This is a genomic window from Undibacterium sp. GW821-FHT11H02, from assembly GCF_058808015.1.
Window position 1 is genome coordinate 21,782 of sequence record NZ_JBXARG010000021.1, and the last position, 12,166, is coordinate 33,947.

15 protein-coding genes are annotated in these 12,166 nt (G+C 44.3%); 9 read left to right on the forward strand and 6 right to left on the reverse strand.

The features are described 5' to 3' along the window. Nucleotides 1–250 precede the first annotated feature (250 nt). Complete coding sequence (gene rsxB / locus AC1RR2_RS17810) at nucleotides 251–922, forward strand: electron transport complex subunit RsxB (RefSeq protein WP_493223621.1); 672 nt, start codon at nucleotides 251–253, stop codon at nucleotides 920–922. 23 nt (nucleotides 923–945) lie between these two features. Continuing rightward, a complete protein-coding gene (gene nth, locus AC1RR2_RS17815; RefSeq protein ID WP_493223622.1) occupies nucleotides 946–1,593 on the forward strand; it encodes an endonuclease III in 648 nt (215 codons plus the stop codon). 39 nt (nucleotides 1,594–1,632) lie between these two features. Here nth and AC1RR2_RS17820 read toward each other — a convergent pair whose 3' ends face one another. Beyond that, the gene (locus AC1RR2_RS17820) at nucleotides 1,633–2,217 is read right to left on the reverse strand and encodes a malonic semialdehyde reductase (RefSeq protein WP_493223623.1); all 585 of its coding nucleotides are present in this window, start codon (nucleotides 2,215–2,217) and stop codon (nucleotides 1,633–1,635) included. Between the two features lie 293 nt (nucleotides 2,218–2,510). On the opposite strand from AC1RR2_RS17820, the gene AC1RR2_RS17825 reads away from it, so the two are divergent. After that, the gene (locus tag AC1RR2_RS17825; protein ID WP_186889440.1) at nucleotides 2,511–2,942 is read left to right on the forward strand and encodes a DUF1841 family protein; all 432 of its coding nucleotides are present in this window, start codon (nucleotides 2,511–2,513) and stop codon (nucleotides 2,940–2,942) included. A gap of 58 nt (nucleotides 2,943–3,000) precedes the next feature. On the opposite strand, the gene AC1RR2_RS17830 is transcribed toward AC1RR2_RS17825, so the two are convergent. Together AC1RR2_RS17830 and AC1RR2_RS17835 are read right to left on the reverse strand one after the other, a co-directional pair. Next, nucleotides 3,001–3,354 carry a c-type cytochrome gene (locus AC1RR2_RS17830; protein ID WP_493223624.1) on the reverse strand — a complete coding sequence of 118 codons (354 nt, stop codon included), beginning with the start codon at nucleotides 3,352–3,354 and terminating at the stop codon, nucleotides 3,001–3,003. Between the two features lie 13 nt (nucleotides 3,355–3,367). Then, nucleotides 3,368–3,700, reverse strand: a complete 333-nt coding sequence (locus tag AC1RR2_RS17835; protein WP_493223625.1) for a c-type cytochrome — start codon at nucleotides 3,698–3,700, stop codon at nucleotides 3,368–3,370. Nucleotides 3,701–3,978: 278 nt separating this feature from the next. Here AC1RR2_RS17835 and AC1RR2_RS17840 point away from each other — a divergent pair, with 278 nt between their 5' ends. Next, nucleotides 3,979–4,833, forward strand: coding sequence for an AAA family ATPase (locus AC1RR2_RS17840; RefSeq protein WP_493223626.1), 855 nt, complete (start codon nucleotides 3,979–3,981; stop codon nucleotides 4,831–4,833). A 73-nt stretch (nucleotides 4,834–4,906) separates the two neighbouring features. Here AC1RR2_RS17840 and ilvC read toward each other — a convergent pair whose 3' ends face one another. The 3 genes from ilvC to AC1RR2_RS17855 all read right to left on the reverse strand — a co-directional run bounded on the left by ilvC (nucleotide 4,907) and on the right by AC1RR2_RS17855 (nucleotide 8,354). Continuing rightward, nucleotides 4,907–5,923, reverse strand: coding sequence for a ketol-acid reductoisomerase (gene ilvC, locus AC1RR2_RS17845; RefSeq protein WP_493223627.1), 1,017 nt, complete (start codon nucleotides 5,921–5,923; stop codon nucleotides 4,907–4,909). Nucleotides 5,924–6,087: 164 nt separating this feature from the next. Beyond that, nucleotides 6,088–6,579, reverse strand: a complete 492-nt coding sequence (gene ilvN, locus AC1RR2_RS17850) for an acetolactate synthase small subunit (protein ID WP_186889435.1) — start codon at nucleotides 6,577–6,579, stop codon at nucleotides 6,088–6,090. Beyond that, nucleotides 6,579–8,354: an acetolactate synthase 3 catalytic subunit gene (locus AC1RR2_RS17855; protein ID WP_493223628.1), complete on the reverse strand. Its 1,776-nt coding sequence runs from the start codon at nucleotides 8,352–8,354 to the stop codon at nucleotides 6,579–6,581. The genes ilvN and AC1RR2_RS17855 overlap by 1 nt, the downstream gene beginning before the upstream one ends. A gap of 614 nt (nucleotides 8,355–8,968) precedes the next feature. On the opposite strand from AC1RR2_RS17855, the gene AC1RR2_RS17860 reads away from it, so the two are divergent. The 5 genes from AC1RR2_RS17860 (at nucleotide 8,969) to AC1RR2_RS17880 (ending at nucleotide 12,159) form a co-directional block, all read left to right on the forward strand. Then, nucleotides 8,969–9,538, forward strand: coding sequence for an RNA polymerase sigma factor (locus AC1RR2_RS17860; RefSeq protein WP_493223629.1), 570 nt, complete (start codon nucleotides 8,969–8,971; stop codon nucleotides 9,536–9,538). Further along, a complete protein-coding gene (locus AC1RR2_RS17865) occupies nucleotides 9,535–9,966 on the forward strand; it encodes a DUF3619 family protein (RefSeq protein WP_493223630.1) in 432 nt (143 codons plus the stop codon). Before AC1RR2_RS17860 ends, AC1RR2_RS17865 begins: the two co-directional genes overlap by 4 nt. Before the next feature lie 2 nt (nucleotides 9,967–9,968). Further along, nucleotides 9,969–10,682 carry a DUF3106 domain-containing protein gene (locus tag AC1RR2_RS17870; protein WP_493223631.1) on the forward strand — a complete coding sequence of 238 codons (714 nt, stop codon included), beginning with the start codon at nucleotides 9,969–9,971 and terminating at the stop codon, nucleotides 10,680–10,682. A gap of 82 nt (nucleotides 10,683–10,764) precedes the next feature. Further along, the gene (locus AC1RR2_RS17875) at nucleotides 10,765–11,286 is read left to right on the forward strand and encodes an RDD family protein (protein WP_493223632.1); all 522 of its coding nucleotides are present in this window, start codon (nucleotides 10,765–10,767) and stop codon (nucleotides 11,284–11,286) included. Nucleotides 11,287–11,484: 198 nt separating this feature from the next. Next, entirely contained in the window at nucleotides 11,485–12,159 is a 675-nt protein-coding gene (locus tag AC1RR2_RS17880) for a TetR/AcrR family transcriptional regulator (protein ID WP_493223633.1), read from the forward strand. The last annotated feature ends 7 nt before the right edge of the window (nucleotides 12,160–12,166 follow it).

The window sequence follows — 12,166 nt, forward strand, 5'->3', positions numbered from 1 at the left end:
GAGTGATTTTTTTGGATATGCGCTACGACGAGATTTGAATAAGCTAAACCCTCGAATTATAGCGCAACTGAGACCCTCAGGCAATCGCAGAATACTTTCCAAAGGGAACTTTCTCGCATTTATTCCGCCATTCAGTCGCACAAAAAAATTAGAAGGCCAATGATTTTCATTGAAGAATTGCCACTATTTCTTGTCCTGGCTTTCCATTCCACGGATAATGCAGCCTTTCTCGCTCGAAGAACACAAAGCCGTGGCCCCCATTCTCGCTGATCAAATTAATAATTTATTGCCGCAAACACAGTGTACAAAATGTGGATACCCCGCCTGTCAGGCCTATGCCCAAGCAATCGCTACTGGAGAAGCCAACTATAATCAATGCCCACCAGGTGGACAAGAAGGCATCAACCGACTCGCCAAGTTGCTAGGCAAAACAAGCATTCCTCTAAATCCAAGCAACGGCCTAGAAAAGCCTCGCGCCATTGCCTTTATTGAAGAAGCCAGATGCATAGGTTGCACGCTTTGCATACAAGCCTGTCCAGTCGATGCCATCATGGGTGCGAATAAACAAATGCATACCGTGCTTCCTGATTTATGCACAGGCTGCGATTTATGCGTAGCACCCTGCCCTGTCGATTGCATCATAATGGTTCCAACCTCAAGCACATCAACCGGATGGCAAGCATGGTCGCAAGAACAAGCTAATAGCGCTAAGCAACGCTACCAACAAAGAGAACAACGTCTAGTTCGAGAAAAACAAGAAAACGACGAACGCTTGTTAGCAAAAGCGCATGAAAAACTAAAGCTGGTATCACTAGAAGCGGCAGAAACTCAGGCAGAGTTAGACGAAAAAGCACGCAAGAAAAAAATCATTGCCGATGCCATTCTGCGTGCCACCAGCAAAAAAGATGCGCAAACCAAGTAAATTACGAAAACTATTGAATTGCTATGAACGCCCACAAACGCCTAGAGATCTTTACTCGCTTGCGAGCGCAAAATCCTCATCCAACTACAGAGCTTGAATACACTACGCCGTTTGAATTATTGATCGCGGTCTTGTTATCAGCCCAAGCGACCGATGTCTCCGTCAACAAGGCCACTAAACGACTCTACCCTATTGCGAATACGCCGCAAAAGATTTTCGACCTAGGTGTCGATGGCTTAATTCCCTACATACAAACGATAGGCTTATTTCGCACCAAAGCAAAGAATACTATCGAGACTTGCCGCATTTTGCTAGAACAACATCAGGGAGAAGTACCACGCACGCGTGAAGCATTAGAGGCACTTCCTGGCGTCGGCAGAAAAACGGCGAATGTCGTCCTCAATACCGCCTTTGGTGAACCAACTATCGCAGTCGACACCCATATTTTCCGCGTTTCAAATCGTACCGGCATTGCGCTAGGAAAAAACGTTGATATTGTCGAAGAAAAATTACTCAAGTTTGTACCGAATGATTTCAAGCACGATGCGCATCATTGGTTAATTCTGCATGGTCGATACACCTGCATTGCCCGCGCACCCAAATGCTGGAATTGCATGATTGCAGATTTGTGCGAATTCAAACAAAAAACGCCCTTACCAGATAATGTGTAAGAGCGTTTTTTCGACTACGACAAGCAAAGTTGGGGCCAATTATACAATTTGGCAGGCCTCATCAAAATCCAAACGTGGTGAACGTGGGAATAGCTTCTCTGGGTCACCATAACCAATACTGCACACAAAATTGACTTTCACTGGCGTGCCAGCAAAAAAAGCAGCATTGATTTTATCTGCATCAAATCCTGACATAGGACCACAATCCAAACCTAAGGCACGCGCCGCCATCATCATGTAAGCACCTTGCAGGCTCGAATTTCTAAAAGCTGTCGCCTCGATATTCGCTTGATTACCCTCAAACCAAGAGCGAGCATCCGGTGCATGTGGAAATAACTTAATCAATTTTTCATAGAAGGCCAAGTCCATACCTATAATCACCGTCATCGGTGCTTGACTAGTTTTTGCAGCGTTCCCTGGCGACATACACTCAACCAGTTTCTCCTTTTGCGCTTCCGACTTTACAAAGACAAAACGTGCTGGGCATGAATTCGCAGAGGTTGGCGCCCACTTCATGGCATGGTAAATCGCCTGAATTTGTTCATCACTCACTGGTTTATCCTGCCAAACATTGTGCGTACGTGCAGAAGCAAACAATAAGTCTAAAGATTCTTGATTTAACATGTGATACCACCTTAAATAAACGAAGCCGCGATCATAACCGAAAATTAATTTTTATTCAGAATGGGACTTACGCAAAACAGACGTTCGCGTCGTTGCGATCTCCTCGCCACCCGCCTTCGCAGAGGCGGGCAGTACAATTGCACTGCCTTCGGCGCCGCGCCTAGCGGGTGCAATTTTGAGTAAGCCCTACAAAATACACAATGTGCGAGCCAACTGCGGATAGTGCAAATTCCCAGTAAAATGCTGCACACCAAAGAAATCCCGATCCTGCAACAAACTTTACCAAACAGAACATGTTCAATCCCAGCCAAGACGATGTACGCCGTTTTTTTTGCGAGACATTCCGCAAGTATCACGCCAAAGAAATTCTCACGCCCTTAGAAACCATTGCCGCTGACTGGATTTCTCAACATCCTGAATATGCCGATGATTTTCGCGATGTCGAAGCTGCATTGCAACGTAACTACAGTGTAGACTCAGGCAAAACCAATCCTTTTTTGCACTTATCTATGCACTTAACGATCGCTGAGCAAGTCACAATTAATCAACCACAAGGCGTTCGCATCGCTTACGAAGCATTGGCGCACAAGAAAAATTCCATTCATGAGGCACACCACGAAATGATGGATTGCTTAGGCGAGATGATCTGGAATTCGCAACGCAATGGCACGCCTCCTGATGGCGAAGCATACCTTTCATCACTAATGAAACGAGCAGGCAAATAAGAGTCACATCAATAAAAAAAGCCACGACACGCGTGGCTTTTTTCAATTAAAGCTGAATTTATTTCTTTAAAACCAAACCACCTTTTAAGCCAGCCAAGTAAGCTGAAATATTTTCAATATCCGCATTGCTCAAGGCTTTTGCCTGAGCTTCCATGATCGCATTGCTACGACCAGAAGTACCGACAGCGCCACGCTGATACGATTTCAAAGCTTGTACCAAATAATCTTTATGTTGACCCGCTAATTTTGGGTAACTTGGGTCGATCGGCTCGTTGTAATTTACACCGTGACATGACGCACAGTTAAATTTTGTAGCAGCGACCTTGCCTGCATCGATATTGCCAGCAGCAAATGCACTAGCGGAGAATGTCAGCGCAAAAGCAACTGAAGCGACTAAAGCGATTTTTTTCATCATTATCCTCAGCTTATTTTGATTGTGCATTTTGTTGCGAATAGTAAGCAGCCAAATCAGCAATATCCTGATCACTCAAGCTACCAGCAATACCACGCATGGACGGGTGCTTACGGTCACCTTTACGGTAGGCTTTCAATGCACTTTCAATGTACTTAGCAGATTGCCCACCAATCATAGGCACTTGATACACTTCTGGAAAAGTGGCCTTATAACCTGGAATAGCATGGCAACCGATACACATCGCCACTTTGTTTTCTGCGGCTTTCGCGTTACCAACAACTTCAGCCGACACAGCGACCTGTGCGACGCTCGCTAAAGCGAGTAGAGCAAATAATTTTTTCATATTAGCTGAGAGAAAATAATCAGGAAAATCAAAACAGCAATTTGATCGAAGTCAGCATTTTAGCCGATAACCGTTAATTCTGCGCAAATTTCATGTGCTTTTCAGACACAAATTGCAATCATTAAAGGATTTTAATAAGTCATATGCAAACACAAATCGTTAACTTTCATGATTCGAGGCTTACTACCAGATTGGCCAAGCACGGCTATCAAGACAAGATTTTTTGTTTATACTGACAATTACATTCTTTTCAAATTCAATCGACCTAATTTACTTTCATGAAAAATACCCCACGTTTCGATGGTGCAGATAATTATGTCGCTACTGATGACTTAAAACTCGCAGTCAATGCAGCACTTACTTTACAACGCCCTTTATTGATCAAAGGTGAGCCCGGCACAGGCAAAACTATGTTGGCAGAAGAAGTCGCCGCAGCATTGAACATGCCGCTACTCCAGTGGCACATTAAATCCACCACCAAGGCACAACAAGGCTTATACGAATATGATGCTGTTTCGCGCTTGCGTGATTCGCAATTAGGCGATGAACGCGTCAAAGACATTCACAACTACATTATCAAAGGCGTGCTGTGGCAGGCCTTCAATGCCGATGAACCAGTTGTTTTGCTCATTGATGAAATCGATAAAGCCGATATTGAATTCCCCAATGATCTATTGCGCGAACTCGATCGCATGGAATTTTATGTTTACGAAACGCGAGAAATGGTACGCACCAAACATAGGCCTTTGGTGATTATCACTTCAAATAATGAAAAAGAATTGCCTGATGCTTTCTTACGTCGTTGCTTCTTCCATTACATTAAATTTCCAGACAAAGAAACTATGTTGGCGATTGTTAATGTACATTTTCCGAATTTAAAAATTGATTTACTGACTAATGCTCTAGAAGCGTTCTATCAATTGCGCGAAGTCAATGGTCTGAAAAAGAAACCATCAACGTCTGAACTAATCGACTGGTTGAAATTATTATTGGCAGAAGATATTCCTGCTGAGGCTTTACTTTCAAAAGAAAGCAAAAATATTGTTCCACCGCTGCATGGAGCGCTTTTAAAGAACGAACAAGATGTGCATTTATTTGAACGATTAATGATGATGTCGCGCAATCATCGCTAACATCAAAATTTAAAAAGAAAAAGCCGTCAATTTCGACGGCTTTTTACGTTAACTCTAAACTCAATCAAACTGATCAGTTTTTCGATTGATCAACCATCTTGTTCTTGGCAATCCATGGCATCATCGCACGCAATTTTGCACCGACTTGTTCTATCTGATGTTCAGAATTCAAACGACGACGAGAGATCAAAGTTGGCGCGCCCGCTTTGTTTTCCAAGATGAAGCTCTTTGCATATTCGCCGGTTTGAATATCCTTCAAACACTGACGCATTGCTTGCTTGGTTGCATCTGTCACGATGCGTGGGCCAGTCACATATTCACCGTATTCTGCATTGTTGGAGATCGAATAATTCATGTTAGCGATACCGCCCTCGTAGATCAAATCTACGATCAATTTCAATTCGTGTAAGCACTCAAAGTAAGCCATCTCTGGTGCGTAACCGCCTTCAACCAAAGTCTCAAAACCGGCTTTGATCAACTCCACTGCACCACCGCACAATACCGCTTGTTCACCGAACAAATCAGTTTCGGTTTCTTCGCGGAAGTTAGTTTCGATAATGCCAGCACGACCACCACCGTTTGCCATTGCATACGACAAAGCGATATCACGAGCGGACCCCGATTTATCTTGATATACAGCGACCAGATGTGGAACACCGCCACCTTGCGTGTAAGTCGCACGGACTGTGTGACCTGGTGCTTTTGGCGCGATCATGATCACGTCCATATCCGCACGTGGTACCACTTGACCATAATGGACATTAAAGCCGTGCGCGAACGCCAATACGGCACCTTGTTTCGCATGAGGCGCAACGTTTTCGTTGTAGACCTGAGCGATATTTTCATCGGGTAACAAGATCATGATGACATCAGCTTCTTTAACCGCGTCATTTACTTCAGCCACTTTCAATCCAGCATTTTTTGCCTTATCCCAAGATGCGCCACCTTTGCGCAAAGCGACTGTAATCTGGCAACCAGATTCACTCATATTCAAAGCATGCGCATGACCTTGTGAACCGTAACCGATGATGGCTACTTTTTTGCCTTTGATCAAAGAGAGATCGCAATCTTTATCGTAAAAAACTTTCATTTTAATATCCTATAAATTTAAATTATTCAAAATCGAAACTGAAACTAAGTCGCCAACATTGGCTTTAATCTGGACCGCAGAGACACCGAGAGCACGGAGGAAGAATCTTTCAATTCTCGGTATCCTCTGCGCCTTCGCGGTTTTACTTCTTCTGCTAAATCTGATTACACTTTGAGTATGCGTTCACCACGGCCTATACCAGAACCACCGGTACGGACAGTTTCTAGAATCGCGGTACGTTCTATGGAGTCAATGAAGGCATCGAGCTTCCCTTTATTACCGGTCAATTCTATGGTGTAGCTTTTTTCAGTGACGTCAATGATGCGACCACGGAAAATATCCGCTGTGCGTTTCATCTCTTCACGCTCTTTTCCAACGGCACGCACCTTGATGAGCATGAGCTCACGTTCAATATGTGCACCTTCGGTTAAGTCGACTACTTTCACCACTTCAATTAAGCGATTCAAATGTTTAGTGATTTGTTCGATCACATCATCTGAACCTGTGGTGACTATCGTCATACGTGACAGTGTTGCATCTTCGGTTGGGGCAACCGTTAAAGTTTCAATGTTGTAACCACGTGCAGAGAATAAACCGACTACACGTGATAGTGCGCCCGCTTCGTTTTCGAGCAATACGGAAATAATATGTCTCATTACAAATCCTCCGAACCAAGCAACATTTCAGTCAGACCTTTACCGGCTTTCACCATAGGCCACACTTTTTCGTCTTGATCTGTAATGAAATTCATGAACACCAACTTATCTTTCATGGCGAAGGCTTCTTGCAAAGCGCCGTCCACATCTGCTGGGTTTTCAATCTTCATACCTACATGGCCATAGGCTTCAACCAACTTCGTAAAGTCAGGTAATGAGTCCATATAGGATTCTGCATAGCGACCTGCATAATCAATTTGCTGCCACTGCCGAACCATGCCAAGTGCACGGTTATTCAACAAAATGATTTTTGGCGTCAAATGGTATTGCTTACAGGTTGCAAGCTCCTGAATGCACATCTGAATTGACGCTTCACCGGTAATACAAGCTACTGTTGCATCAGGATTCGCCATCTGCACGCCCATCGCATATGGCAAGCCAACACCCATGGTGCCCAAACCACCGGAGTTAATCCAGCGACGTGGTTGATTAAATTTGTAGTACTGTGCTGCCCACATTTGATGTTGACCAACATCAGAAGTCACGAAGGCATCGCCTTTGGTGATTTCACACACTTTTTGTATGATGGATTGCGGCTTAATAATCTCTGAAGAATCGGTATAAGCGAGACAATCTTGCGAGCGCCACTTATTAATCTGTTTCCACCAGTCGGCCAAAGGCTTAGCGTTTGGTTTCGCATCGGATGCTGCCAGTTGTGAAAGCATTTCAACCAAGACATCTTTGACGTTGCCAACGATAGGAATATCAACCTTGACGCGTTTAGAAATTGACGAAGGGTCGATATCAACGTGAATAATCTTGCGTGGATGCGAAGCGAAATGTTTAGGATTGCCGATCACTCGATCATCAAAACGTGCGCCGATAGCAATCAACACGTCGCAGTGTTGCATCGCCATGTTAGCTTCATATGTGCCATGCATCCCCGGCATACCAACGAATTTTTCGTCTGTCGCCCGATAGCCACCAAGCCCCATCAGAGTATTAGTAACAGGGAAGCCTAATTGATCGACTAATTTGTTTAATTCCGGTGCAGCATTTGCCAAGATCACTCCACCACCGGTGTAAATCATAGGGCGTTCTGCTTGCAACAAAAGTTGTACTGCTTTACGAATTTGTCCAGCGTGACCTTTATCGACCGGGCGATAAGAACGCATTTCAATTTCTTTGGGGTAGTGATAAGTGGTTTTGTGATTACTGATATCTTTAGGAATATCAATCAATACCGGACCTGGACGACCTGTGGTCGCAATGAAGAAAGCTTTCTTCACGGTATCCGCCAAATCACGCACATCTTTCACCAGGAAATTGTGTTTCACGCAAGGACGTGTAATGCCCACAGTGTCACATTCCTGGAACGCATCTTCGCCGATCGCGTGGCTAGGCACTTGTCCAGAAATGACAATCATAGGAATGGAATCCATGTAGGCTGTTGCCAAGCCAGTCACAGCATTCGTTACGCCCGGGCCAGAAGTCACTAAGGCGACACCCACTTTATTGGACGAACGAGAATACGCATCGGCAGCATGGATTGCCGCTTGCTCGTGCCGTACTAGGATATGTTGAAATTTACGTTGATTGAAAATCGCATCGTAAATGTAAAGGACGGCACCACCCGGATAACCGAATACGTGCTCAACGCCTTCTTCTGCGAGACACTTGACGAGAATTTCTGCGCCTGTGTACTCAGTGTTGCGGTCTGAATTTCTCTCAGCACCGCGTTCCGATTGACGATCGGACGGTCGTTCTGAACTCATTTTGTTTCCTTTCAAGGTCCATTGGAGATTGATCGGATGTTCTTTCCTGACGAAATTCAAATTTCAAAAGCGGTCAGCTGACTTTCCTTTTTGTGCGGTCACTCTCCCCTTCTACTATCCGTTGGATAATATTCCAGGCAAAGCTTAATGGCGACTCGTGCGGTCAGGGTAAGGCTAAGAAATAACGAATTTCTCACGCTTGTGGCATGGGTTAGAACAAACTGCTACTAACAATTTACTGATAGTGACTTGCTGACAGAGGCATTGTGAGCCAGATCAAACAAGTGTTGGTACTCCGAGATTTTGGAGCGAGCCTCTACACTACTGCGATGCAACAATTTGGTCAAGTATATTTAAGAGGTCATCGCAAGAAAATTGAAAGAAATCCTTAAATTCAAGCGCTTAACTAAAGAATTTCATGAAATAAGAGGACATCAACAAGCTTTTTTGCTAGCATGTGCGCACTTTTGGTACGTACGCACAAACTGCATCGCACCGAAAATGTGCAGTGGATGTAAACCAATTGACGAGCTGATCGTTAAACGACTTACACTTGCATTTCGCTTTTTCTAACATTTTAGAAATTTTACGTTTTCCAAGGCACCATCCTCCGAATGGCAACCACAAAAGAATTATCCAACTTCCTCGAAGGCGTAGAACGTCGCGCATACAAGCATGCAGTGTATATGGTTCGCAATGATGAATCTGCTTTAGACATTGTGCAAGATGCCATGATTAAGTTATCAGAAAAATATGGTGATAAGCCAGCAAATGAATTGCCTATGCTGTTTCAACGTATTTTGCAAAATACCATACTAGATTTTTTCCGAAGGGAGAAAGTCAGAAATAATAGGATAAGTCTATTTTCTAACATTACAACTAATAATCAAGACGACGACAACTTTGATATATTAGAGGTACATTCATCAGAAGAAGGCAGTGAAGCAGCTGAATCAACTGAACAAAGATTAGAAAGAGAGCAAGTTTTAAACATCATTGATGAGCAGATAAAAAAACTTCCTACACGTCAACGCGAAGCCTTCCTCATGCGTTACTGGGAAGACATGGACGTCGCAGAGACAGCAACCGCCATGGGTTGTTCAGAGGGGAGCGTGAAAACGCATTGTTCAAGAGCGACTCACGCACTGGCAGCTTCACTTAAAGCAATAGGGATACATTTATGACTTACGCAAAAGACAAAGAGGAAATTGACTTCGCTTATAAAGTGCGACGTGCGATGACTGAATCTAGCGAAAAACTTCCAGAGGCGACTTTGGAACGTTTAGCAACTGCGCGTCAATTGGCCTTATCGCGTCAAAAGCAAGCCGAGCCTAGTCGCGCATTGGTATTTGGTGGCGTGCTTGCTGGCAGCAATGGCACATCCTTTTCTCAAAAGACTTGGGTGAAAAAAATGTGGCTCGCTTTGCCACTTTTGGCCTTAATGATAGGGCTGTACGGCATTTATGAATACGAGCAAGAACAACAAATCAACGATTTGGCTGAAATTGATGCCGCGGTGTTGGTCGATGAATTGCCGCCAGATGCGTACTTAGATAATGGCTTCAATGCTTACTTAAATAAAGAAACGCCACCTGCGAAAAATGAGGAATAAGAGTGCGTATCAATAATTTATTGGCTTTCTCACATCACATCATTACCGCCTACTTCGTAATTAGTGGCGCTACTCTTGCTAGCGCCACATTTGCGATGCAAAATCCATCAGCGGCGGCACAAGCCCCCAGTTTGGCCAATAATTCGATTGCGGCAAATCCCGCCAGCGTGCCGGCTGCCACTTCAAGTGCACCGACAGCGACCATAACGCCTACACCACAAAGCAATCTTAAAGTTCCACCACAAGCAATCCCGACAGCGCCCGGCAAATCAAACTGGGCTGATTTGTCGGCTGAGCAAAAGGCTGCCTTGACCCCACTCGCCAAAGAGTGGGACAAAATGGATGATCTGCGTAAGAAGAAATGGCTGGGGATTGCCAATAAGTACGCCAATATGAAACCCGAAGAGCAACAACGCGTTCAAGAGCGCGTACAAGCTTGGGTTAAAATGACGCCAGAGCAGCGCATGGCAGTCAGAGAAAATTTTGCGAATACTGCTAAGAAATCTCCTGAGCAAAAATCTGCCCAATGGCAGCAATACCAGCAATTGAGCGAAGAAGAAAAAGCAAAACTTGCGAATGAAGCAAAAACAAAAAAAACGATCACCACCATCCAGCCAGAATCAAAACGGACCAGCCCTATATTAGCGCCACTTAAAAAAGGCCCGCCACCCGCAAATCCTGCGAGTAGTACCGCATCGCAGGCTAGTGTTAAGTAATTGTTTCAGCTTAGGCCGGCTCGAACCACCAGCTAGCTAAAGCAATAAAGCTCTACCAATATCAAAAATTAGAAAATCGCACGTGAATCAAATCAACAAAGCACCTCACTACCCCACGCCAACACTGAAACGCCGCCTCGTATGCATGATGATTTACGAAGCGGCTTTGGTTTTTGGCGTGATATTTTTTGCCAGCTTTATTTTTGACGTCAGCACACAAAGCAAGAGCGCCCTGACCATGCGTTTGGCTCGTGAAATATTTCTCTTTTTTGTCATTGGGACTTATTTTGTGTTCTTTTGGCGTCGTAGTGGACAAACTCTGGCGATGCAGACTTGGCGTATTAAATTGGTAAATGACGATGATCAACGTGTCCCTTTAGTTAAGGCTGCCGTGCGTTATTGTCTCGCCTGGATGTGGTTTCTACCTGGATTCATCGTCTCATATCAATTAGGTTTAAAGAATGGCCAGATCGCAATACCAGTCGCCATTGGTTTCTGTGCTTGGGCTGCTACGTCTTTGTTCGTCAAGGACGGCCAATTTTTACACGACAAATTAGCCAAAACCCGGTTGGTGGAAGTCCCAAAACCAAATGAGCAAAAGTAATTTGCAGTCAAGCTGTTTAAGACGTCTGCGCCACTCACTTTAGTTTCAATTAGAACTGAAAGTAACACGCTCATTTCGTATTTGATTTCGCCCAAGCGCTTTTTTACGCGCTTAAATTTGGGTTCTTGCATAATTCAATGATATTCTATTGCCAAATCATCGCAGCTTGCGATACGACAAGATCAATAGGCATTCAAGATGCAAACCAAAACACCGAGACGAACCCGCGACCGTATTTTAGATTTATCACTCAAGTTGTTTAATGACTTTGGTGAGCCGAATATCACTACGACTATCATCGCTGACGAAATGAGTATTTCGCCTGGCAATCTGTACTACCACTTTCGAAATAAAGAAGATATTGTTAACTCTTTATTTCTCCAGTTCGAAGAAGAAATCAACAAGAAGCTGGCATTTCCTGAAGGTCGCAAAGCCAATATTCAAGATATCTGGACTTACCTTCACCTAACCTTTGAACTAATTTGGCGCTACCGTTTCTTTTATCGCGATCTGAATGATTTGTTGTCGCGCAATCGCAAGCTTGAGCTGACCTTCAAACAAATTCTCAATCACAAGATCAAAGTCGCAACCGAGCTTTGCATAGGCTTACGTGCTGACGGCGAATTTGAAGCGGACGACATCACGATAGAGGCATTGGCGACTAATATGGTGGTGGTTGCTACCTATTGGCTGTCTTATGAATATGTCCGCAATCCACGCAAATATACCGAACTACAGACCATGTCCGAATCGTTGGCACGCGGTTGTTATCAGGTGATCGTACAAATTAGCCCGTATTTGCGCGGACACACCAAAGAGGTTTTTGAAAAGCTGTCGCACGACTACTTACTCAAAATCAAACGCCAAGGATGATCCCCTC